The sequence below is a fragment of the Bradyrhizobium sp. KZN70725 genome (assembly GCF_055264925.1).
This window is the reverse complement of sequence record NZ_JBUYWT010000031.1, coordinates 1-22,483: the sequence shown is the minus strand read 5'-3', so window position 1 is coordinate 22,483 and position 22,483 is coordinate 1. Positions and strand designations below refer to the sequence as shown.

The window sequence follows — 22,483 nt, the reverse complement described above, 5'->3', positions numbered from 1 at the left end:
TGTGACGGCGAAAAGGATCAGGCCGGGACGCGGCCGCCGAAGAATGGCGTCAAGGCTTCCGTCAGCGCGTGCGGGCGCTTTGAGGTGAAGATCATCTCGGCGCCGGCCTGGTCGCTCTCGTGGCCGGCAGGGCCGAGCAGGTCGGCGACGCGGCGTGCGATCGCCGGCGCCGGATCGATCCAGTCGACCGGCCAGGGCGCGAGCCTCCTGAGGCGTTCCAGCAGCAGCGGATAATGCGTGCAGGCGAGCACGACGGTGTCGGTGCGGGTGGGGTCGTGGGCGCCATCGCCGACGAAGCAGGGCGCGAGCTCGGCCGCGATATCCTCGTCACGCACGCTCGCGCCGCTGAGGGCGGCCTCCGCCAACGAGGCGAGCTCGCCGGAGCCGACCAGCGTCACCTCGCAGCCCTGCGCAAAGTCCGAGATCAGCTTGCGGGTATATTCGCGCTTCACGGTGCCCCTTGTGCCGAGCACCGACACGCGCTTCGTTTTCGACGAGGCGCAGGCCGGCTTGATCGCCGGCACGGTGCCGACGAAGGGCAAAGGATAGGCGTCGCGCAGATGCGACATGACCAGGGTGGATGCCGTATTGCAGGCGATCACGACGAGGTCGGGCGCGTGGGCCGCGATCAGCTCACCGACCAGCGGCACCACACGGGCGATGATCTCGTCCTCGCCGTGGTGGCCATAGGGGAAAAAGGCGTCGTCGGCGACATAGACGTAATGCGCGTCGGGCCGGGCGCGGACGATCTCGCGCAGCACGGTGAGGCCGCCGAGACCGGAATCGAACACAAGGATGGTCGGGGGAGTGGACACGCGAAAACTCTATCCGAAGCAGGGTTACCATTCAGTTGTTTTTGGCTATCCGGCCGCTTCGGCCGACAAAAGGCGGTGAAGCCGGGAATTTCACATGGCCTTGACCGATAGCTGCAAGTATCACGGCAAACTATTGCTGCGACGTGTGAAATCCAAAAATGCGGCCGCAAGGGGGCCACGCGACATGATCCGCAATACCGCCGCGAGCTGGGGCTCGCTCGCCCGCGCGTTCCACTGGGTGCTCGGCATCGCCATCATTGGCATGCTGGCCTATGGCTGGTGGATGAACCACGTCCCGGCGCGGGCGGACAAGTTCTTCTACCGCTCGATCCACGCCGATATCGGCTACCTGGTGCTGCTGCTCACCGTGCTGCGGCTGGTCTGGCGCGGCGTCAACCCGACGCCGGCGCTGCCGGCCGAGATGCCCTCCTGGCAGCGGATCGCCGCCCGGGTCAGCCACGGCGCGCTCTACGCCGTCACCATCCTGGTTGCGATGCTGGGCTGGGCGCATTCCGGCGCCCGCGCCCAGGATTATTCGAACTTCTTCGGCCTGTTTCACATTCCCCAGATCACCTCGCCCGACAAGGCGGCGGCGGATGCCTATGAGGATCGCCACATCTTCTTCGCCTATGTGCTGCTGGCGCTGATCGTGCTGCACCTCGCCGCGGTCACCTTCCACCACTTCGTCAAGCGCGACCGTGTCGCCGCCCGGATGGTGGGGACGGGCGCGGCGGACCAAGCCGGTTTGTCCACATGAGAAACTCCGCACCGGACGCTGGCCGCCGCTGGCGGATGCCGGACGAGAGCGCTTTGCATGTCGCCACCTGGATGGCGTTCGCGCACGACACTAAGATCTGGCGCAAGCAGCGGCTGCTTCCGGTGGTCAGGGAAAACCTCGCCCTGGTCGCGAAGGAGATCGCGGCTCATGAGCCCGTTAACATGCTGGTGCGCAAGGAAGACTACGATATTGCCGCGCGGCTATGCGGCCCTCGGGTGAACCTCGTTGTTCAACCGCTCGACGACATCTGGATCAGGGACACCGGACCGGTCTTTGTAACGAACCCGTCAGGGCAACTCGGAGCCGTCGGCTTCAACTTCAACGGCTGGGGCGGGAAACAAAGGCATGCGCATGATGCCAAGATCGCGGAACGTGTGGCCGAGCTTGCGCAAGCTGAGTTCATCAAGGCCGGCCCGAAGCTGGAGGGCGGCGGCATCGAAGTCGACGGCGAGGGGACAGCGATCATCACCAAAAGCTGTGTTCTCAACGACAATCGCAATCCTGGTTTGACGAAGGATGAATGCGAGGCTGAACTCTTCCGCCTGCTCGGGCTGCAGGAGATCATCTGGCTACCCGGCTGTCACAACAAAGACGACATTACCGACGGCCATACCGATTTCTACGCGCGCTTCACCAGCCCGGGCGTCGTTGTCGCGGGCCTGGAGATGGATACGTCGTTCGACGATTACGAGGTGACGAGAGAACACCTGGCAATCCTGCCCAAGTCGACAGACGCAAGAGGTCGACACCTGAAGGTCGTGGAGTTGCAGGGACCGTCGACGGTCCGTCCAAAGTACGGAAACGACGACGGCTTCGCCGCCGGCTACATCAATTTCTACGTTTGCAACGGTGCCGTGATCGCGCCGGAATTCGGTGATGCGGCAGCGGACCGCAACGCGCGCGACAAGCTGCGCGACCTGTACCCCGACCGGGAAATCATCCAGCTCGATATCGACGGCATCGCCGCCGGTGGCGGCGGCATCCACTGCGTGACGCAGCAGCAGCCGCGCTTGTGAAAGCTGGCGGCCCGGTCGCGAAGCGAGCGACCGGGCCGTGGCTGCAGCGCTAGCCCGCCGGCATCTGCTTCTCGACCAGCCGCACCCAGTAGGAGGCGCCGTGGCCGAGGATGTTGTCGTTGAACTTGTAGGCGGGGTGGTGGCACATCGGACCGTCGCCCATGCCGAGGAAGACGAACGCGCCGGGTCGCGCTTCCAGCATGAAGGCGAAATCCTCGGCGCCCATCACCGGCACCAGATTGTCGTTGACGCGGTCGGCGCCGACCACATCGCGGGCGACCTCGGCGGCGACGCCGGCCTCGCGCGCGTGGTTCAACGTCACCGGATACATGCGTCCATAATCCGTCTCGGCCGAGCCGCCATAGGCCTTGGCGATGCTGGAGGCGACCTCGCCGATCCGGCGCTCGACCAGGTCGCGCACACCGGGATCGAGCGTGCGCACGGTGCCGCCCAGCGTCACGGTCTCCGGGATCACGTTGAACGCGGTGCCGGCCTCGAACATGGTGATCGAGATGACCGCCGATTTCAGCGGGTCGACATTGCGCGATACGATCGACTGCAACGCATTGATGATCTGGGCGCCGATCAGCACGCTGTCGACCGCCTCGTGCGGGGCGGCGCCGGCGTGGCCGCCCTTGCCGTGGACCACGATCTTCAACGTGTCTGACGAGGCCAGCATCGGGCCCGGCGTCGTCGCGAAGTAACCCTCGGGCAGGCCGGGCATGTTGTGCAGGCCGTAGACCTCCTGGATGCCCCACCGGGTCATCAGCCCGTCGTCGACCATCGCCTTGCCGCCGGCGCCGCCTTCCTCGGCGGGCTGGAAGATCACGACCGCGGTGCCGTCGAAATTGCGCGTCTCGGTGAGATATTTGGCGGCGCCGAGCAGCATTGCGGTGTGGCCGTCATGGCCGCACGCGTGCATCTTGCCGGGAATCTTCGAGGCGTAGGCGACGCCCGAGGCCTCCGCGATCGGCAGCGCGTCCATGTCGGCGCGCAGGCCGATGGTCTTTCCCGAAGTGGACTTGCGGCCGCGGATCACGCCGACCACGCCGGTGCGCCCGATCCCCGTCACCACCTCGTCGCAGCCGAACTCGCGCAGTCTGTCGGCGACGATGCCGGCGGTGCGGTGGACTTCGTAGAGCAGTTCGGGATTCTCATGGAAGTCATGGCGCCAGGCGGCCATTTCATCCGAGAGGGCGGCAACGCGATTGACGATGGGCATGGGGAGCGTCCGTTTCTTGTGAACTTTGGTGGGCGGGTCAGCGTAGCGTAACCCGCCGACTTGTCACGCGGGAATGGCGTCAGTATCCCGGATGAGCGCAAGCGATATCCGGGGATATGCACAACCAGCCCCGGGTGTCGCTGCGCTCACCCGGGCTACGGGAGCGGGCTACAAATTCGCCAGCCCGCATTCGACGGCGAGGCGGACCAGCTGGGCGTCGGTCCGCATGCCGGTCTTGGCCTTGATGAGGTAGTGATAGTTCTGCACGGTCTTGGTGCTGAGGTTGAGGTTGGCGGCGATCTGCTCCTTGGTGCTGCCGGCGGCCAGCTGCCGGAGGATTTCGATCTCGCGCTCGCCGAGCTGGTCGAGCGCCGATCGGGTCGGCACCAGGCTTTCCATCGCCAGCACGCGGGCGACGTCGTCGCTCATCGCATGCTCGCCGCGCGCCACCGAGCGGATCGCCGCGATCAGCTCGGCCGGTTCGCTGCCCTTGGTGACGAAGCCACTGGCGCCGGAGCCGAATGCCGCTTTCACCTGGGCCGCCTCGCTATGCATGCTGAAGACGAGGATGCGCGCGTCAGGGTCGCGCGCGCGGATGTTGCGGATCGCCTCCAGCCCGCTGGCACCCGGCATCGAGATATCCATCACCACCACGTCCGGCTGGTGCGACTTGAACGCGCGATAGGCACTGGCGGCGTTGTCGGCTTCGGCGACCACGTGGAAATCGTCCTGATGCTCGAGCACGCGCCGATAGCCCTGGCGGACCACCGGATGATCGTCCACCAGCAGGATCGAGATGCCCCGAATCTTCGCCGTTGTCGTCGTCACGGTTGTCATCTCAGGCGGCGAGCGGGATCGTGGCGGCGACCGACAGGCCGCGGCTGGCGCGCGCGATCGACAGCGAGCCGCCGAGGGCTGTGACGCGTTCGCTGACGCCGGTGAGGCCGAAGCCCGCGGATTGCGCCACCTTGGCCGCATCGCCGCCGCCGTCGTCCTCGACGCGCACCAGCAGGGCGTTCTCGCTTCCGGTGCGCCGCTCGATCCGCAGCACGATCTCGCGCGCCGAGCTGTGGCGCAGCGCATTGGTCAGGCATTCCTGCGCGACGCGATAGGCGGTGGCGGCGACCGTGCCGCTGATGTCGGCAAGGTCGCCCTGCAGATCGAGCTGGATCATCGGCTGCGCCGTGCGCGACCGCCAGCTGTCGACGAGATCGACGAGGCTTGCCTCCAGCCCGAGCTCTTCGGCCGGCGGATGGCGCAGCCGGTTCAGTGTATCGCGCAGGCACGCCATGATGCGGCGCGTCGCCTGCGAGATCATCCGTGCATCCTGTGCAATTTCGGTGCCGGCGGCGTACTTGTCTCCGGCGCTTGCCTCGATCGTGTTGGCGAAGGCGAGGATCGCGGTGAGATTCTGGCCGAACTCATCGTGCAGCTCGCGCGCCAGCGTGCGGCGTTCGTCGTTGCGGATTTCGAGCAGCCGCCTGGTCAGCACCGTGCGTTCCTCCTCGGCAAGCGCGAGGCGGTCGCCGAGATCGCTGACGGCGCGCCCGATCATCGCGAGCTCCATCGAGCGGACGCGCGGCAGCGGCGTACGGTACTCGCCGTCGGCCATCCGCCGCAGCGCGGACACGATCGAGTGGGCGGGCGCCAGCGTGTGCGCGATCGCAAGCGAAGCGAGCAGCGCGATGGCGAGGGCCATCAACAGCGCGACATGGATGTTGTCGAGGATGTGCTGCCAGGCGAGCGCGATCGCGGCGTCCGGATCGGCGATGGCGCGGACGGTTCCCGCGGTCGCGGCGCGGGCGCTGATCGGCCGCTCCACGGTGGCGTGATCGCCGAGTATCATCTGCACGGTGGCCGCGAACCAGCGTGGCGGCGCCTTGCCGATCCCCTTGCTCTGGCCGCAGAGCGGCTTCTCGAAGGCGCCGGCCGGTTCGAACTGCACGCAGATCCCGGGCGCGATCAGGCCCATGGTTTCGATGGTGCGCCAGTCCGGTGCCGGCAGCAATTGCTCGCGCATCCGGTTGCTGCGCAGCAGCAATTCGCGCCAGTACAGCGCCTCGAGCGATTGCGAGACCCGCTCGGAGGACGCCTGCGTGGCGCGATCGACGCTGCGATAGGCGTCGATCGTGGCCCAGACGGTGGCTGCGCCGAGGCATAGCGCGACGATCACGAGCAGGCGGGCGACCAGTTGAAGCACGAGGCGCATGCGATCACTCCACGGCCAGAGCACGATCCGGACAGCAGAGAAGCGGCTGGTCATGCTCAAACGACAGAAGCGATGCTAACAGCACCGCTGTTCCCCGCCAATCGCAAGCATGCGAAGCTGTGCAGGTCGGGAAATTTGCCCGACGAAATCTGGGCAGATGTCTTTGGACGGCGCAGGCCGGCTCTGCTCTAACGGACAGTGAGGCCCTCGCTGAGCCTCATGGAACACAGGGAGCTCACGCAGCATGGATGCCAAGGTCGACGTCGCGGCCGCATCGGCCGCCACGGACGCGGCGGAGCGCAGCGCCCTGCTGCTCTGGATGATCTTCACCGGCCTTTCGGTGTTCGCCGCCTTCCTGCTGTGGCGCTACGGGCTGATCCGCCTCATGATCAGTTCCGACCGCACCTACATTTCGAGCGTCATCGCCGTCCTCTACATCGTCACCTGCATCCATTGCTTCTGGCGGACACGGGCGATCGCGCGGGAAGGCGAGGTGGCGCGCTCTTGCCGCACCATCCTCGCCGCGCCCGATGGCGCCAAGATCCTTGCATCAGGGGCGCTTGCATCAGATGCGCGCGGCCTGCCCGGCGGGCTCGTCACCGATCACATCAAGAGCCTGGTGCAGAAGGCCGAGGCGCAGGCGAAAGGCCGCATCGACCAGACCCTGCTGCTGCGGACGCTGGCGGACCGGCTGCGCGGGTCCAACGGCTTCGGCGCCTTCGTCTCCGACACGCTGATGAAACTCGGCCTGCTCGGCACCATCATCGGCTTCATAATCATGCTGGCGCCGATCGCTTCGCTGGATGCCGCCGACAAGGTCGCGATGAAATCGTCGATGGGCCTGATGAGCGACGGCATGGCGGTCGCGATGTACACGACGCTGGCCGGGCTGATCGGATCGATCCTGGTCCGGATCCAGTATTACATGCTCGATTCCGCGACCCAGCGGGTGTTTTCCGACGCCGTCGTGCTGACTGAGACGCACGTCACGCCGGCCCTGGAACGTCGCCTCGGTACGCCGTCATGATGGATGAGTTCGGGCTCTATCCGCGTGAGGAGCCGTTCGATCCGCTCGGCGTGATGTTGTTCAAGGCGCTGCAGGTCATCGCTTTCCTGTTCTTCCTGGCGCTGCTTGCGGTGTCGCCGGATTCCAAGGAAGGCAAGATCGAATCCAAGGCGGAGTTCATCATCACGATGGACTGGCCGGACAACCATCCTGACGATCTCGACCTGTTCGTGCAGGATCCGGCCGGCAACATCGCCTGGTACCGGCATCGCGAGGCCGGATTCCTGACGCTCGATCGCGACGACCGCGGCGGCGCCAACGACTTCATCATCGTCAATGGCAAGAAGATCGCCTCTCCGATCCGCGAGGAGATCGTCACGCTGCGCGGCATCGTCGCCGGCGAATACACCGTCAACGTCTCGCATTTCCAGGCCACGACCGGCGAGCCGGTGCAGGCCAATGTGAAGGTGCAGAAGCTCAATCCGACGGCGCAGGTGATCTTCGACGACAAGCTGACCGTCGATCACACCGGCGACGAGAAGACCGCGGTCAGGTTTCGTCTCGACGCCGAGGGCAAGGTGATCAACGTGGACCGGCGGCCGAAATCGCTGCTCGAGACCTTCCGCAGCAGCTGGCGCAACGGCGCCGACATGGATCCGAAAACCGGCGTCAGGGTGCTCCGCCGTGATTAGTCTGCAGTCGGTGATCCTCACGCTTGCGGTCGCATACGCGGTGGTTGGTGCGCTGCTCTTGATCGTGCTGGTCTATGCGCGGCTGCACTGGTCGCTGAAAGCTGTCGTCATCGTCGTGACCAGCGCGTTCTATTTCGTCAGCTTCGGCGGCATGCGCGGTCTGCTCGGCTGGGCGTCCGCGGAAAAATTGCCGGCGAATTTCAAGCTGCTGTCGACGCGAATCGTGGAGCCGCATTCGCTCGAGGGCGACCCGGGCTCGATCTATCTCTGGGTCGAGGAGCTTGACGAGGACAACCGGCCGAGCGCGATCCCGCGCGCTTTCCGCATTCCCTATAGCGAGGCGTTGGCGGAGCAGACACACACCGCCGAGAACGAGATCAAGGCCGGGCATCCGCAGGGCGGGCGGGCGGCGGATTTCGGCGGTGGCGACGGCACCATCATGGACTTCGTCAGGGAGTACATCACGCCGAAGACGATCGTGGAGACGACAGGCGGCGATTCCACGACGGGGACGTTCGTGGCCCCGCCGGCCGGCGCGCAAGGGTCGGTGTTCACGCCATTGCCGCCGCCCCGGATGCCGCCCAAGGACGAGCAGCAATAGCAGGATGCCTATCCAGAAGGTGGCACAAAAATAGGGATCGGCAATAATCAGTCAGCGGGATGGACAGTAATCATCCGGAATTCCTCAATTCCCTGAAGTGTGTAGTCTTGGGGCTAACCGGGGCTAGATTTCATCCCGAAGCGATTTTCCCGGCAAAGGGGCCGCTGCGTGAAGCGGCCCCTTTCGATTCCGGCAGCAATGTACGGTGAGGGGCCGGCGCGGCGAGGCGGGCTCACAGCACCGTCAGGAATGCGATCGCAAGCACCATCAGCCACCCGACAATGACGAGCGAGACCACCGCGCCCGCGGTGATCTTGGCGATCTCCTTCAAGGTCATTGGCCGGTCCATGCAAGTCTCTCCCGGGTAGCCCCGAGCGAGACATAGGCGCGGATTGGCAGATCGCCCGGCTGCTCACGGAACGTTGTAGCGCCCGTAAGCCAGGGGTGGGCCTTTCCCGCGGACCCGGCTGTCATTTCACAAAATATTGTCTGACAGATATTGAAATCTGTCAGCGGGATGGTGTATATATTTATCAGCCCAAGGGAGGAGGGCGCCCAGTGGCTGTTCCGGCGTTTGGCCGGGGAGCCGGACTTAATTTGACTACCTCGAAGGACTACCTCCATGACCATAGAAATCTTTCAATTGACCGCCCAGATTCAACAGTGGCTCAATCTTCGCGTCGCTCGCCACTTGGCCGCCCAGGCCGCCAAGTTCACCCGCGGGCAGGACAGCGATAACCAGACGGTAAACGCATGAACGAGGCGGTGGTTTTGACACCCGAGCGGATCCTTGAGGCAACTGAGGATGTCTTGAGGCGCTTCGGGTTGACCAAGGCCACCGTTGTCGACGTTGCCCGTGCGCTGGATGTCAGCCACGGCAGCGTCTACCGTCACTTCCCCAGCAAAGCCTCGCTGCGCGATGCCGTCGCCAAGCGCTGGCTCGACCGCGCCAACGAGCCGCTGTGCAAGATCGCAGCCGGCGAAGGCCCGGCGCCGGAGCGGCTGGAGCAATGGTTGCGCACCGCCTTCACGATCAAGCAGAAGAAGGTCTGCGACGATCCCGAGATGTTCGCGACCTACCTGGCGCTGGCGCAGGACGCGCGCGAGGTGGTGGAAGCCTACAAGGACAAGCAGGTCGACCTGATCGCGAAAATCCTCTCCGACGGTGTCGCGCAGGGCGTGTTCGAGATCGACAATGTGAAGGCGACCGCCCGTGCCGTGTTCGACGCCACCGTCCGCTACCATCACCCGGCGCATGCTGAGGAATGGGCCAAGCCGGAATGCCCGGGGCGGATCGATGCGCTGCTGGCCCTGCTGCTGAAGGGCCTGCGGGTCTGCAAGCCCTAGCTGAGCTTTCTGCCGACATCCCCTGACCACCTGATGCCTTTGGCCCGATTGCGAGCCCGGGGCCGCATGTGCTTGATATCGGATAGGGATCAGCAACGCGGACCACGATGCGGCTTGCACTGTTTGCCGATATTCACGCCAACCGGCAGGCCTTCGCCGCCTGCCTCGACGCTGCGCATGCGCGCGGCGCCGAGCGGCTGATCTGCCTCGGCGATATCGTCGGCTACGGTGCCGATCCCGAATGGGCCGTCGACACGGTGATGGACCTCGTCGCCAAGGGCGCGATCGCGGTGCGCGGCAATCATGACAATGCGATCGGCGTGCCGAGCGACAGCATGAATGCCGAGGCGCAGGCTGCGATCGACTGGACCCGCGGCCGGCTCAGCGGCGAGCAGAAGGCGTTCCTTGCCGAGCTTCCGATGTCGCGGGAGGAGGACAATCGGCTCTACGTGCACTCCGAAGCTTCGGAGCCCGCGAAATGGCGCTACGTGCGCGACACCGCGGACGCCGCGCGCAGCATGATGGCCACCGAGCTGCAGATCACGTTCTGCGGCCACATCCATCGTCCCGGCCTCTATTCGATGTCCTCGACCGCCAAGATGACGAGCTTCGTTCCGACTTCGGGCATCGCCGTTCAGTTGCTGCCGGGGCGGCGCTGGCTTGCGGTGCTCGGCTCGGTCGGCCAGCCGCGCGACGGCGATCCCGCGGCGTCGTTTGCGATGTTCGATACCATAAGCCGCGAGATCACCTTTCATCGCGTGCCCTACGACGTCGCAACCGCGGCGGCGCGGATCAAGGCGAACGGCCTGCCGCACTGGCTCGCCGACCGCCTGCCGCTCGGCCGGTGACGCCGATGGCGGCGCTGGCGATGCAGGCGGGCGCCGAGATCGATGGCTTCACCATCGGCGAACGCGTGCACCGCGGCGGCATGGCGACGCTGTGGAGCGTCACCCATCCCGGCATCACCGTGCCGCTGCTGATGAAGGTGCCGCTCACCTCGGAGGGCGAGGATCCGGCCGCGATCGTCAGCTTCGAGATGGAGCAGATGATCCTGCCGCGGCTGTCGGGGCCGCACGTGCCGGCCTGTTTCGGCACCGGCGACTTCGAACGCCAGGCCTATGTGGTGATGGAGCGCATCCCCGGTCAGACGCTCTACAAGCGGCTCGGCGAGCTGCCGATGCCGTATGAGGAGGTGAGGGTGATCGGCGGCAAGGTCGCCACCGCGCTCGCCAGCCTGCACCGGCAGAACGTCATCCATCACGACATCAAGCCGAGCAGCATCATGTTCCGCGAGCGCGGCGAGGCGGTGCTGATCGATTTCGGCCTCTCGCATCACCGGCATCTGCCCGACCTGTTGCAGGAGGAGTTTCGGCTGCCTTACGGCACCGCGCCCTACATGGCGCCGGAGCGCTTGCTCGGCGTCCGCGACGATCCGCGCAGCGATCTGTTTTCGCTCGGCGTGCTGCTCTACTTCTTCACCACCGGCGTCCGCCCCTTCGGCGAGACCGAAAGCCTGCGCGGCATGCGCCGGCGGCTGTGGCGCGATCCCTATCCGCCGCGCGAGCTGAAGCCCGACTATCCGCCTTGGCTGCAGGAAATCGTGCTGCGCTGCCTGGAGATCGACCCCGCCGCGCGCTATCCGACCGCGGCGCAGCTTGCCTTCGATCTCGGCCATCCCGATCAGGTGAAGCTGACGGCGCGGGCGCAGCGGCTGCGCCGCGATCCGCTCAGCACGGTCTGGCGCCGCCGCTTCAATCTCGGCGCGGTGCCGCCGCGGCCGAAGTCCGATGTCGCGGCCCAGCTCGCCTCGAGCCCGATCGTGGCCGTCGCGCTCGATATCGGCGAGGGTGCCGAGGCGCTGAACGACACCATCCGCGTCACCGCCGAGCGGGTGCTGTCGACCTCGCCCTCGGCGCGGCTCGCCTGCGTGAATGTGCTGAAGCTCAATCGCCTGGCGATCGACCGCACCCATGACGAGCAGGGCCAGAACAAGCATGTCGACCGCCTGGTGGCGCTGCAGCACTGGGCGCGGCCGTTCGGGCTCGAGGAAGGGCGGTTGACCGTGCATGTGCTGGAGGCGATCGATCCGGCGGCCGCGATCCTCGAGTTCGCCGCGGTCAACCTGGTCGACCACATCATCATCGGCGCGCGGCAGAACTCGCTGCGGCGCGCGCTGCTCGGCAGCGTGTCCGCCAGGGTCGCGGGGGAAGCGCCGTGCACGGTGACCGTGGTGCGGCCGTCGCGGCTGGCGTCGCAAGCGGACGACGGCGAGAGCGATGAGGCGGCGGAGCAAGCGGCGAATGCCGCGGCCACGCCGCCCGCACTGTTCTAGTTTCCCCGGATCGTCAGATCGCCTCGCCGCGAGCTTCGGCCGCCGCATGGCGGATCGCGGCGATGTTGGTCTTGTAAGCCTCGACCGTGCCGCCCTTGAACACGGCGGACCCCGCGACAAAGGCGTTGGCGCCGGCGGCCGCGAGCTGGCCCGCGACGTCGGGTGCAACGCCGCCGTCGACCTCGATGTCGATCGGCCGGCCCGCGATCATCGCCCTGACATCGCTGATTTTGCCGATCGCCGAGCGGATGAAGGCCTGGCCGCCGAAGCCGGGATTGACCGACATGACCAGCACGAGGTCGATCAGGTCGAGCACATATTCGATCGCGCTCGCCGGCGTTGCCGGATTGAGCGAGACGCCGGCCTTCTTGCCGAGCGCGCGGATCGCCTGCAGCGAGCGGTGCAAATGCGGGCCGGCCTCGGCATGCACCGTGATATGGTCGCAGCCCGCCTTGGCGAACGCCTCCAGGTAGGGATCGCAGGGCGAGATCATCAGATGGGCGTCGAAGATCTTTTTGGTGTGCGGCCGCATCGCCTTGATGACGTCGGGGCCATAGGAAATGTTCGGCACAAAGTGTCCGTCCATCACGTCGAGATGGATCCAGTCGGCGCCGGCCTGGTCGACGGCGCGGACCTCCTCGCCGAGCTTTGAGAAATCCGACGCCAGGATCGACGGAGCGATAACGAGGGGACGCGGGGTGAATGACTGAGTCATGTCAGCTGTTCCGGAACACTTCAGGGGGCGACGGGTGAGTCCGCCTAACATGCGGACGCGTGGCGGGCAATGACGAGCGGACGGCGCTCTGCGACCGGAAAATTCTTCCGCCGGCGGCAGCTCTTGCCGGGTGCGCGGAACCCGCTTCGATGCGGGAACGCCTGGTTTTGCTGGGTTTTTGCCATGGCACGCCCTTTGCTCAGCCATTGACCAGCGTTTGAGCCGCCAGGCGCGGCCCTGTTGGAGTATTGCCATGCTGTTCGCCCTTGGCGCTGCGTCGTCGGCCATTGACCTCTTGAGCTCGCTGATGTCGTCGAAGTCGACGACCAAGACCGGCAGCTCTGGTCAGGGGAATCAGACCACCGGCCTGTTCGCCCCTTCGACCGGTACATCGACGTCGGCCGGCAGCAGCACCGGTACCGGCTCGGGCAGCGGCTCTCCGCAGATTTCGCCGCTGACGATGGGCGCGCTGATTTCCGCGCAAAGCCAGTCCCAGACCGCGGTTTCAAACAGCCCGACGGCGGCCAGCCGCTCGGATGCGCTCAAGGACCTGTTCTCGCAGATCGATGCCGACGGCAACGGCAAGATCACCCAGTCGGAATTCGAGAACGCGCTCGGCGCCGGCGGCACCAATACGGCGCAGGCCGACGACGTGTTCTCCAAGCTCGACAGCAATGGCGACGGTAACGTCAGCCTCGACGAGATGTCCCAGGCCTTGCAGGGCCACAAGGGCGGTGGCCATCATCGCCATCACATGGCCAGTGGCTCGACCGACGAATCCAGCAGCGGCGCGGGCGGATCGAGCTCCGATCCCTTGATGCAGGCGCTGGACGGCGCGACCTCGACGTCGGTGACCAACAGCGACGGCTCGACCACCACGACGACGACCTATGCCGACGGCTCGAAGGTGGCTATGACGACGCCGGCCACATCCTCCGCGACCCTCAACGCGGCTTCGTCCTACAATATCGTCGAGCAGCTGATCCAGCGCCAGGCGAAGGCGATCTCGGCGCAGGACTTCGCTGCGATTTCGGTCAGCGCTTAAGACGAGACTGGTAATTTCCGTCATTGCGAGGAGCTCGGCGACAAAATTGCAAAGCAATTTTGCGCTGGAGCGACGAAGCAATCCATCTGTCCACATGTGCGGACAGATGGATTGCTTCGCTTCGCTCGCAATGACGGCAGAGCCAGAAGCGCGATGATCTAACCGAATCTGTCCCGCCAGCTCGGTAGCGCGCCGGCGAATGGCAGCGCGGCCGCTGAATGGACGCCGCGGGCGATGGCGCGCGCCACCGTGTTGGCGGCGAGCGCACCGAGCCTGGTGAGGCCGAACAGCGGATCGATCGGCCTGGCGCCGGTCGCGGCGGCAAACACCACGTCGCCGTCGAGCGGGGCGTGCACCGGATAGATCGCGCGCGCCATGCCGGTCTGCGCGATCATCGCAAGCCGCCGTGCCTGCGGCTTCGTCAACTGCGCATCGGTCACCACGACGACGAGGGTGGTGTTCTCGACGGCGCGCGCGTCGGCGCCGCCCTTCAGCCGCGCCTTTAGCATGTCCGGCGTGAACGAGGGCGGCAGGCCGCGCCCGCCGAATTCACCGCCGACCTCGAACGGCGCCGCCCAGAACCAGGGGCCGCTGCCGACCGTGACGCTGCCGACCGCGTTGACCACCGCGAGCGCCGCGACCGTCACGCCGTCGTCGGTCATGTCGGACGCCGAGCCGAGGCCGCCCTTCAGGTTGGCCGTGGTCGCGCCCATGCCGGCGCCGACGCTGCCGAGCTCGAAGTCATCGGAGGCGGCATTGGCCGCCGCGTAGCCGAGGTCGCGATAGGGCGGAAAGCGTCCCCACGCCTTGTTGCCGCCGTTGAGCAGGTCGAAGCAGATCGCGCCCGGCACGATCGGGATCACCGCGTCGCGGATACGGAAGCCGCGGCCGCGCTCGGCGAGCCAGGCCTGCACGCCGCCGGCGGCATCGAGCCCGTGCGCCGAGCCGCCGGACAGCGCGATGGCGTCGATCGCCTCGACGACGTTGTGCGGCGAAAGCAGCGCTTCCTCGCGGGTCCCGGGACCGCCACCGCGGACATCGATCGAGGCGACCGCCGGCCGCTCGAACAGGATGGCGGTGACACCGGAGGCGACCGTGGGATCGTCGGCATGGCCGACGGCAACGCCGGCAATATCGGTGAGAAGGTTTTTCACGATGGGTCCATCCGCCTGCTGTCCGATCGATCCGGTATAGCAGCCGCAACGGATGCATCAACCGTCGGGCATGGGCGGGCAGGCACCTGCGGTAAGACTTGCAGGCAACAGGTCAAGAAAACGCCCCGGCGGACCGGGGCGTTCTCGTACTCTGATTGGATCAGACGCGAGAGAGGCTCAGGAGCCCTTCGGATTGATCTCGGTGTAGTTGCCCTTGGCGTCCCACTTGTAGACGACGTAATCGATCGCCTTGATGTCGCCCTTGGCGTCGAAGGCCATCTTGCCGAGCACGGTGTCCCACTCGCCGGCCTTGATGGTGTCCATCACCTTCTTGGCGTCGGTCGAACCGGCCTTGGCGACGGCCTGCGTCCAGACCTGCATCGCGGCGTAGGTGTAAAGCGTGTAGCCCTCGGGGTCGATGTTCTTGGCCTTGAACTTCTCGACGATCGCCTTCGCGGTCGGCTTGTTGCGCGGGTCGGGGCCGAAGGTGAACAGCGTGCCTTCGGCGGCGGGGCCGGTGATCGAGGCGAATTCCTTGTCGTTCATGGCATCGCCGGCCATCAGCACGGTCTGCAGGCCCTGGTCGCGCATCTGGCGCAGGATCAGGCCGGCTTCCTGATGGTAGCCGCCGACATAGACCAGATCGATGTTGTCGCGCTTCAGGCGCGAGACGATCGAGTTGAAGTCCTTGTCGCCCTTGTTGTAGGACTCGAACATCTTCTCCTGGAAGCCGGCCTTGTTCAGCGCCTTCTTGGTCTCGTCGGCGAGGCCTTTGCCGTAGGTGGTCTTGTCGTTCAGGATCGCGACGTTCTTGCCCTTGTAATTCTTCATGATGTAGTCGGCTGCGACCAGGCCCTGCTGGTCGTCACGGCCGCAGACGCGCGCCACGTTCCAGAGCTTGCGCTCGGTGAACAGCGGGTTGGTCGAGGCCGGGGTGATCTGCAGCACGTTGGCGTCGGCATAGGCCTCGGAGGCCGGGATCGAGGACGACGAGCAGAAATGGCCGGCCACGAACGGGATCTTCGAAGAGCCGATCTTTTCCGCGATCGAGCGCGCCTGCTTCGGATCGCAGGCGTCGTCGTCGGCTTCCAGCGCGAGCTTCTTGCCGAGCACGCCGCCGGCGGCGTTGATGTCGGCGACCGCCTGCTCGGCGCCGTTCTTCATCTGCCGGCCGAAAGCGGATTCGGAGCCCGTCATCGGGCCCGCGACGGCGATGGTGATGTCTTGCGCGAACGCGCTCGCCGATAATGCGAACGAAGCGCCAAGTGCCAGGCCGATCAGCTTCAGTGATTTCATGAGACGTCCCTCGTGGTCGTTGCCTCTTGCGGAAGGGCCCGGCACGCCGGGCCCCAAAACCGCGGGCATTCTCAGCTGATTTCGCGGCGAAGTCACCGGCAATTTTCAGGCAAATCGACGCTGCATCCGCCGCGTCTTGCTTGCGGGGACGGCACGGAACGTCAAGCTAGCCGCGGCGGCCGCCTTCCAGATAGGCGGCGCGGATTTCCGGGCGCTGCAGCAATTCGGCGCCGGTTCCGGCCAGCGTGATCAGCCCGTTGACCATGACATAGCCGCGATGGGCGAGCTTCAGCGCATGATTGGCGTTCTGCTCCACGATCAGCACGGTGAGGCCGTCCTGCCGGTTCAGCGTGCGGATGGCGTCGAAGATCTGCCGCGCGATCAGCGGCGCGAGCCCGAGCGAGGGCTCGTCCAGCATCAACAGCCGCGGCCGGCTCATCAGGGCGCGGCCGATCGCCAGCATCTGCTGCTCGCCGCCCGACAGCGTGCCGCCGCGTTGTGCGACGCGTTCCTTCAGGCGCGGGAACAGCGCGAACACCCGCTCCAGCCCGGCTGCGCGCTCGGCCTCGCTGCATTCGGTGGCATCGGCGCCCATCTGCAGGTTTTCCGCGACGCTCATGCGCGGAAAGATCCGCCGGCCCTCCGGCGATTGTGCGATGCGCAGCCGCGCGATCTCGTGGGTCGGCACGCCGGTGATGTCACGGCCGTCGAACTCGATGGCGCCGGCGCGGGCGCGCGGCCTGCCGAAGATCGTCATCATCAGCGTCGACTTGCCGGCGCCGTTGGCGCCGATCAGGGCGACGATCTCCCCGCGATTGATCTCGATATCGACGCCCTTCAGCGCCTCGATCTTGCCATACGCCGCGCGCACGCCGCGCACCGCGAGCAGGGGTGTCGTTGCCTGTGCCGCGCTCACGTGCCGCTCTCCATCACGGCGATCGCCTCTTCCTCGTCGGCGCCGAGATAGGCGGCGATCACCTTGGGGTCGTCGCGCACCGTCTGCGGCGTGCCTTCGGCGATCTTGACGCCGTAATCCATGACCACGACGTGATCGGAGATCTCCATCACGACCGACATGTCGTGCTCGATCAGGAGGATCGAGGTGCCCTGTTCGTTGCGGATCGACAGCAGCAGCTCGTTGAGCCCGCCGCTCTCGCGCGCGTTCAGACCGGCCGCCGGCTCGTCGAGACAGAGCAGCACCGGTTCAGTGCACATCGCGCGCGCGATCTCGAGCCTGCGCTGGTCGCCATAGGGCAGATTTCCCGCGGCATCGTCGGCGCGGTCGAGCAGGCCGACGCGCGCGAGCCAGGTCCGCGCCAGATCGATGGCGCGCTGCTCGGCCTCGCGCCAGGACGGCAGGCCGAGCAGCCCGAGCAGGGTCAGGCCCGAGGCGCGCATCAGCGCGTTGTGCTGGGCGACCATCAGATTTTCCAGCGCGGTCATGCCGGGAAACAGCCGGATGTTCTGGAAGGTGCGCGCCACCTTGGCCTGCTTGGAGATGCGGAAATCGTTCAGCCGCTCGAGCTGGATGGTGCGGCCGTCGTCATGGGCGAGGCGGATCGCGCCCCCGCTCGGCCGGTAGAACCCGGTGATGCAGTTGAACACGGTGGTCTTGCCGGCGCCGTTCGGCCCGATCAGCGCGGTGATCTTGCGCCGCTCGGCCGCAAAGGACAGCTCGTTGACCGCGACGATGCCGCCGAAGCGCATCATCAGGCGGTCGACGGTGAGGATGGGGTCGCCGCTCATCCGTGGCCCTCCTTGACGAGGTCGGACGAGATCGCCTGGTTGCGTTCCAGGAACACGGTCGGCGCGCGATGGCCGATCAGCCCGCGCGGCCGCCAGATCATCAGCAGCACCATCGCCATGCCGAACACCAGCATGCGGTATTGATCGAGGCCGCGGAACAGCTCGAAGCCGCCGATCATGGTCAGCGCGGCGAGCGCCACGCCAAGCTGCGAGCCCATGCCGCCGAGCACCACAATCGCCAGCACCAGCGCCGATTCCTGGAAGGTGAAGGATTCCGGGCTGATGAAGCCCTGCCGGGTGGCGAAGAACGCGCCGGCGAGGCCGCCGAACATCGCGCCGGTCGCGAACGCCGTCAGCTTGGTGGTCGTGGTGTTGATGCCGAGCGCGCGGCAGGCGACCTCGTCCTCGCGCAACGCTTCCCAGGCGCGGCCGATCGGCAGCCGCCGTAGCCGGATCGTCACCCAGTTGGTGATCAGCGCCATCGCCAGGATCAGATAGAACAGGAAGACGAGGCGGTGGGTCGGCGAGAATTCGATGCCGAGCTTGGCGGCGAGCCCGTCGTCACCCGCCGTCAGCGGAATGCCGAACATGGTCGGGCGGGGAATTCCCGAGACGCCGTTGGGGCCGCCGGTCAGGCTCTGCCAGTTGATGATGACGAGGCGGATGATCTCGCCGAAGGCGAGCGTCACGATCGCAAGATAGTCGCCGCGCAGCCGCAGCACCGGGAAGCCGAGCAGCACGCCCCAGAACGCCGCCAGGATGCCGGCAAGCGGCAGGCAGACCCAGAACGACAATCCGAAATTGGTCGCAAGCAACGCATAAGAATAGGCGCCGACCGCGTAGAACGCGACATAGCCGAGGTCGAGCAGGCCGGCGAGGCCGACCACGACGTTCAATCCCCATCCCAGCATCACATAGGTCAGGACCAGGATCGACAGGTCGAGAATGTAGCGCTGGTTGTAGAAGATGACAGGCACGAGGAAGGTGAACACCAGGAGCGCCGGCGCCAGCCAGCGGCCGGCGAACGACATCGCCGATTGCACCGGCTTCGGCACGACGCGGTCCTTGTCGACCGGTCCCCACCATTGCCGCAGCAACTCGACGACGATGCTGCCGCCGAACACGGTAGCGACAAGGGCTGCGAGGTCGCCGAACCGCGTCCAGTAGATCAAGCCGCCCTGCGGCCCGGCCTCGGTGCGAACGCCGATCATCAGCGAGAACAGCACCAGCGCGACAAGGGCGCTGATCAGGGCCTTCTTGAGAATGAAGGCGCTGCCCGAGGGCTGCGCGGCGTGCGAGGGGCGGGCTGAGGTCGCGCTCACGAAGTGCCTGTCAGACTTTTTCGACTTCGGGACGGCCGAGCAGGCCGGTCGGCATGAAGATCAGCACCACGATCAGGATCGAGAACGCGGCGACGTCCTTGTACTCAACCGAGAAATAGGCCGACCAGAACGTCTCGATCAGGCCGATCGCGAGTCCGCCGAGCATCGCGCCCGGCAGCGAGCCGATGCCGCCGAGCACGGCGGCGGTGAACGCCTTGATGCCGGCGACGAAGCCCATGAAGAAATCGACCAGGCCGTAATACAAGAGATACATCATGCCTGCGACCGCGGCGAGCGCAGCGCCGATCACGAAGGTCATCGAGATGGTGCGGTCGACGTCGACGCCGAGCAGCGCGGCCATGGTCTGGTCCTGCTCGCAGGCGCGCATGTCGCGTCCGAGCCGGGTGCGCGAGACCAGCCAGGTGAACAGCGCCAGCACGACGATGGTGGCGAGCACGACCATGATCTGGATGTTGGAGAGCTGCACGGCGAAGCCCGACGAGCCTTCATGCAGCGTGTAGCCGCCGGTGATGATCGGCGGCACCGGCTTCACCCGCGCGCCCTGCGACACCTGTGAGAAATTGGTCAGCACGAATGACATGCCGATCGCCGAGAGCATCGGCGCCAGGCGGAACGAATGCCGCAGCGGCCGGTAGGCGATGCGCTCGATGGTCCAGCCGTAGAGCGCCGTGATCGCCATCGAGACTAGCAGCACGATCAGCAGGATCAGGGGGATCGCGGTGAGGCCGAGCGACACCAGCACCAGGAACGAGATCAGCGCGATGAAGCCGCCGATCATGAAGATGTCGCCATGGGCGAAGTTGATCATGCCGACGATGCCGTAGACCATCGTGTAGCCGATGGCGATCAGGCCGTAGATCGAACCGAGCACGAGGCCGTTGATCAATTGCTGGGCGAAATAATCCATACGCTGCCGTCAGAGCCTGTTCGGTTGAGAACCGACCAGGCTCTCGTGTTGATCTGGACGCGCTTTCTTCACGCGAACCGGTTCCCACTTCGCTCGAAAACGCTACGTCGAGGGTGACGCGGCGAGGGCCCCGGCAGCCTGATCCGTCGCGTCGTGTCGTTTTCTAACAGTGGAACCCCGGGCGCGGCAACAGCGTGGCAGCAGCAGAAAGGGCTTGTACATAACTAGTTTGGCGGATGCGGTTCCGATGTCACAGGGCCGACATGGCTTTGCCCTGCAATGATCACGCCGGAACCCGTGTTCCCCGAGCAACCGCGCTTCCGACGCGCGCGTTGTCCCCAGCTTGATGAAAGCAAAGGGAGTAGCTGAATGAGCAACCCAAATCAGAATCCGGGACAGCCGAACCAGAACCCCAATCAGAAGCCCGGCCAGCAGCAGCAGGGCGGCGGCCAGAAGCCCGGCCAGCAACAGCAGGATCAGGGCCGGCAGGGCCAGAAGCCCAATCCGGAGCGCTAATTCGGACAATTGAGCCGAACTAGCAGGGAGGCCTCGCCGAAAGGCGAGGCCTCCCTTGTTCAGGCTGGACCCTTTTCGCTTGGGCTGTCTTGTTCAGGCCAACTGGTCGGCGAAGCGGCCGCGGAAGGCGTACGAACCGAAATGCGTGAGCTCGCTTCGAAGGTCGAGCCAGATTTCGCCGCCGAGATCGATCCAGCGCCGGCAGAACGCGTAATCTTCGGACAGATACTCGCCGGTTGTCTTGTCGATCATGCATTCGAACAGCGAGACGCGGTCGAGGTCGGCGCGAACCAGGTCGCCGGTGTTCAAGTCGTTGCTCTTGTGGTTCGCCCGATATTTGAGTTCGGGATGGGCGTCGCACAGCCTGACGAGGGCGGATCGCTTCATCATGAGAAAGCCGGTTCCGGCATATCGGACCTTGGCGAAGCCGTCGCCGCGAGATGTGATCTGGTCGCCCTCCCATGTGACGACATAGTCCAGCGAGGATGACGCGAGGTTCTTGCGCTTGGCGTCCGCAGCCCGCTGCACCTTTGCCCAATCGATGTGCTTGAGCGGATAGGCCGCGGCCGAAACATCAGTGCCGCAATCCAGCAGCCGGAACACGGACTCGGGTTCGAAGCCGATATCGGCATCGATGAACAGGAGATGGCTGGCGCCGGATGCAAGGAATTGGTGGGCCAGTTCGTTCCGGGCGCGGACGATCAGCGATTCGTTTCCGATCAGATGAAACTGGATGTCGATGCCCCGGGCGGTGGCCGCAGCCTGAAGCTTCAGGGCGGACAACACATAGGCCATCTTCAGATCGCCGCCGTAGCAGGGCGTTGCGACGAAAACGCGCGTTCTATCGGTCATTTTACCCCTTTATCCCCGGCCGGCGCCGATCTTGCGCAGATCCCGGCCTCGATCCGGAATCGTCGCATCGCGCTTAACCTTAACAAAGGGTTTAAATTGCTGCCGGCAATTGATCGGCGTTAGCTCGCAAGCTGAACCGTCGCCGGTCTGAAAGGCGCCGGAAGCACGGGAAGCGGCAATGTCGAACAACTGGCGGATCAGCTCCTTCAACGGCGCGCTGCTTGCGGCCTATTTCATTCCGGTCTGGACCATCATCGCCTTCAGCATCATGGTGTCGCCGATCCACGGCCTCTATGAGCGGCCGAGCGTGTCGATCGCGTTCTATGCCAGCGACTATCTGCACCTCGGCAAGATGGCGACGGTGCGCCTCGCATGGCTGCTCGCGCTGGCGCGGATCACCGTGGTGGCGTTCTTCGCAGTCTTCCTCGCGATGGCCGCCTTCTCACCGCTGCGCAAGAGCAGCAGCGGCGCCGACGAGGCGCTGGCGGTGGCGCTCTGCCTCGGCAGCGTGCTGAGCTTCGCCAGCATGATGATGGCCTCCAAGGTCGGCGAGGTCGAAGCGATGCGCATGCATGCGGCCGAGCTCCTGATGCTGCTCGGGACCGCGATCGTGATGCTGTTCGAGACTGCGCCGAAGCGAGCTCAAGCGTCTGCCAATGCAGCAACGACCACCGAAACGCCCGCAGGCCAGCTATCCCTTCAGCAGCCCTAGGTGGTGTGGACTCTAAGGATTCCCTTTTAGGAGCAAATCAGATTCAAGGCTGCTTTTGGGGAGGCCGTCTTGGGTGTGATGGACCGTTTGGTATTGAGCGACGCGGCGTGGAAGCGGATGGCGCCGTTGATCATAGGGCGCCCCGATCAGAAGGGCTCGACCGGGCGCGACAACCGAAT

25 protein-coding genes and 1 pseudogene are annotated in these 22,483 nt (G+C 65.7%); 13 read left to right on the top strand and 13 right to left on the bottom strand.

Features of this window, described 5'->3' with window-relative positions; all coding sequences use genetic code 11:
• Positions 1-17: 17 nt before the first annotated feature.
• Entirely contained in the window at positions 18-815 is a 798-nt protein-coding gene (gene murI, locus ACZBJS_RS26055) for a glutamate racemase (RefSeq protein ID WP_057018411.1), read from the bottom strand.
• Between the two features lie 184 nt (positions 816-999).
• Between murI and ACZBJS_RS26050 the strand changes: the two genes are divergently transcribed.
• Both ACZBJS_RS26050 and ACZBJS_RS26045 read left to right on the top strand, forming a co-directional pair.
• Positions 1,000-1,572, top strand: coding sequence for a cytochrome b (locus ACZBJS_RS26050; protein ID WP_316397534.1), 573 nt, complete (start codon positions 1,000-1,002; stop codon positions 1,570-1,572).
• Positions 1,569-2,609 (top strand): agmatine deiminase family protein, encoded by a 1,041-nt coding sequence (locus tag ACZBJS_RS26045; protein ID WP_316397533.1) that lies wholly within the window; start codon positions 1,569-1,571, stop codon positions 2,607-2,609. The genes ACZBJS_RS26050 and ACZBJS_RS26045 overlap by 4 nt, the downstream gene beginning before the upstream one ends.
• Positions 2,610-2,658: 49 nt before the next feature.
• Here the strand turns inward: ACZBJS_RS26045 and ACZBJS_RS26040 are convergent, their stop codons facing one another.
• From ACZBJS_RS26040 to ACZBJS_RS26030, 3 genes are all read right to left on the bottom strand, one after another.
• Positions 2,659-3,831 carry a M20 aminoacylase family protein gene (locus ACZBJS_RS26040; RefSeq protein ID WP_076828489.1) on the bottom strand — a complete coding sequence of 391 codons (1,173 nt, stop codon included), beginning with the start codon at positions 3,829-3,831 and terminating at the stop codon, positions 2,659-2,661.
• 168 nt (positions 3,832-3,999) lie between these two features.
• Positions 4,000-4,668 (bottom strand): response regulator, encoded by a 669-nt coding sequence (locus tag ACZBJS_RS26035; RefSeq protein WP_076828491.1) that lies wholly within the window; start codon positions 4,666-4,668, stop codon positions 4,000-4,002.
• 1 nt (position 4,669) lies between these two features.
• Positions 4,670-6,040 carry a histidine kinase gene (locus tag ACZBJS_RS26030; RefSeq protein ID WP_316397532.1) on the bottom strand — a complete coding sequence of 457 codons (1,371 nt, stop codon included), beginning with the start codon at positions 6,038-6,040 and terminating at the stop codon, positions 4,670-4,672.
• A 244-nt stretch (positions 6,041-6,284) separates the two neighbouring features.
• Between ACZBJS_RS26030 and ACZBJS_RS26025 the strand changes: the two genes are divergently transcribed.
• The 7 genes from ACZBJS_RS26025 (at position 6,285) to ACZBJS_RS25995 (ending at position 12,018) form a co-directional block, all read left to right on the top strand.
• On the top strand, positions 6,285-7,067 hold the full coding sequence (locus ACZBJS_RS26025) for a MotA/TolQ/ExbB proton channel family protein (protein WP_316397531.1): 783 nt from the start codon (positions 6,285-6,287) through the stop codon (positions 7,065-7,067).
• Positions 7,064-7,738 carry a hypothetical protein gene (locus tag ACZBJS_RS26020; RefSeq protein WP_026192978.1) on the top strand — a complete coding sequence of 225 codons (675 nt, stop codon included), beginning with the start codon at positions 7,064-7,066 and terminating at the stop codon, positions 7,736-7,738. Before ACZBJS_RS26025 ends, ACZBJS_RS26020 begins: the two co-directional genes overlap by 4 nt.
• Positions 7,731-8,339, top strand: coding sequence for a hypothetical protein (locus ACZBJS_RS26015; RefSeq protein WP_016843143.1), 609 nt, complete (start codon positions 7,731-7,733; stop codon positions 8,337-8,339). The genes ACZBJS_RS26020 and ACZBJS_RS26015 overlap by 8 nt, the downstream gene beginning before the upstream one ends.
• Positions 8,340-8,961: 622 nt before the next feature.
• Entirely contained in the window at positions 8,962-9,096 is a 135-nt protein-coding gene (locus ACZBJS_RS26010) for a hypothetical protein (protein ID WP_016843141.1), read from the top strand.
• Positions 9,093-9,686 (top strand): TetR/AcrR family transcriptional regulator, encoded by a 594-nt coding sequence (locus ACZBJS_RS26005; RefSeq protein WP_076828498.1) that lies wholly within the window; start codon positions 9,093-9,095, stop codon positions 9,684-9,686. Before ACZBJS_RS26010 ends, ACZBJS_RS26005 begins: the two co-directional genes overlap by 4 nt.
• A gap of 107 nt (positions 9,687-9,793) precedes the next feature.
• Entirely contained in the window at positions 9,794-10,534 is a 741-nt protein-coding gene (locus tag ACZBJS_RS26000; RefSeq protein WP_076828500.1) for a metallophosphoesterase family protein, read from the top strand.
• A 5-nt stretch (positions 10,535-10,539) separates the two neighbouring features.
• Positions 10,540-12,018, top strand: a complete 1,479-nt coding sequence (locus tag ACZBJS_RS25995) for a serine/threonine protein kinase (RefSeq protein ID WP_076828502.1) — start codon at positions 10,540-10,542, stop codon at positions 12,016-12,018.
• A 13-nt stretch (positions 12,019-12,031) separates the two neighbouring features.
• On the opposite strand, the gene rpe is transcribed toward ACZBJS_RS25995, so the two are convergent.
• Positions 12,032-12,733 carry a ribulose-phosphate 3-epimerase gene (rpe, locus tag ACZBJS_RS25990; protein WP_076828504.1) on the bottom strand — a complete coding sequence of 234 codons (702 nt, stop codon included), beginning with the start codon at positions 12,731-12,733 and terminating at the stop codon, positions 12,032-12,034.
• Between the two features lie 253 nt (positions 12,734-12,986).
• Between rpe and ACZBJS_RS25985 the strand changes: the two genes are divergently transcribed.
• Complete coding sequence (locus tag ACZBJS_RS25985; protein ID WP_076828506.1) at positions 12,987-13,778, top strand: EF-hand domain-containing protein; 792 nt, start codon at positions 12,987-12,989, stop codon at positions 13,776-13,778.
• 158 nt (positions 13,779-13,936) lie between these two features.
• On the opposite strand, the gene ACZBJS_RS25980 is transcribed toward ACZBJS_RS25985, so the two are convergent.
• The 6 genes from ACZBJS_RS25980 to ACZBJS_RS25955 all read right to left on the bottom strand — a co-directional run bounded on the left by ACZBJS_RS25980 (position 13,937) and on the right by ACZBJS_RS25955 (position 20,224).
• Positions 13,937-14,932, bottom strand: a complete 996-nt coding sequence (locus ACZBJS_RS25980; protein WP_076828508.1) for a P1 family peptidase — start codon at positions 14,930-14,932, stop codon at positions 13,937-13,939.
• A 177-nt stretch (positions 14,933-15,109) separates the two neighbouring features.
• On the bottom strand, positions 15,110-16,228 hold the full coding sequence (locus ACZBJS_RS25975; protein ID WP_028339917.1) for a branched-chain amino acid ABC transporter substrate-binding protein: 1,119 nt from the start codon (positions 16,226-16,228) through the stop codon (positions 15,110-15,112).
• Positions 16,229-16,394: 166 nt separating this feature from the next.
• A complete protein-coding gene (locus tag ACZBJS_RS25970) occupies positions 16,395-17,144 on the bottom strand; it encodes an ABC transporter ATP-binding protein (protein ID WP_018272406.1) in 750 nt (249 codons plus the stop codon).
• Positions 17,141-17,974 carry an ABC transporter ATP-binding protein gene (locus ACZBJS_RS25965; RefSeq protein WP_028336791.1) on the bottom strand — a complete coding sequence of 278 codons (834 nt, stop codon included), beginning with the start codon at positions 17,972-17,974 and terminating at the stop codon, positions 17,141-17,143. Before ACZBJS_RS25965 ends, ACZBJS_RS25970 begins: the two co-directional genes overlap by 4 nt.
• Positions 17,971-19,296 carry a high-affinity branched-chain amino acid ABC transporter permease LivM gene (gene livM, locus ACZBJS_RS25960; RefSeq protein ID WP_316397525.1) on the bottom strand — a complete coding sequence of 442 codons (1,326 nt, stop codon included), beginning with the start codon at positions 19,294-19,296 and terminating at the stop codon, positions 17,971-17,973. The genes ACZBJS_RS25965 and livM overlap by 4 nt, the downstream gene beginning before the upstream one ends.
• A 10-nt stretch (positions 19,297-19,306) precedes the next feature.
• Positions 19,307-20,224, bottom strand: coding sequence for an ABC transporter permease subunit (locus ACZBJS_RS25955; protein WP_028339921.1), 918 nt, complete (start codon positions 20,222-20,224; stop codon positions 19,307-19,309).
• Positions 20,225-20,593: 369 nt separating this feature from the next.
• Here ACZBJS_RS25955 and ACZBJS_RS25950 point away from each other — a divergent pair, with 369 nt between their 5' ends.
• Positions 20,594-20,740, top strand: coding sequence for a hypothetical protein (locus ACZBJS_RS25950; RefSeq protein ID WP_168858023.1), 147 nt, complete (start codon positions 20,594-20,596; stop codon positions 20,738-20,740).
• Between the two features lie 93 nt (positions 20,741-20,833).
• On the opposite strand, the gene ACZBJS_RS25945 is transcribed toward ACZBJS_RS25950, so the two are convergent.
• A complete protein-coding gene (locus ACZBJS_RS25945) occupies positions 20,834-21,592 on the bottom strand; it encodes a hypothetical protein (protein WP_316397523.1) in 759 nt (252 codons plus the stop codon).
• A 9-nt stretch (positions 21,593-21,601) separates the two neighbouring features.
• A complete protein-coding gene (locus ACZBJS_RS25940) occupies positions 21,602-21,781 on the bottom strand; it encodes a hypothetical protein (RefSeq protein WP_463439456.1) in 180 nt (59 codons plus the stop codon).
• Between ACZBJS_RS25940 and ACZBJS_RS25935 the strand changes: the two genes are divergently transcribed.
• Positions 21,771-22,304: a hypothetical protein gene (locus ACZBJS_RS25935; protein ID WP_316397519.1), complete on the top strand. Its 534-nt coding sequence runs from the start codon at positions 21,771-21,773 to the stop codon at positions 22,302-22,304. The genes ACZBJS_RS25940 and ACZBJS_RS25935 overlap by 11 nt on opposite strands.
• Before the next feature lie 78 nt (positions 22,305-22,382).
• Positions 22,383-22,483 (top strand): annotated as a pseudogene (locus ACZBJS_RS25930) (IS5/IS1182 family transposase); the annotation flags it as partial.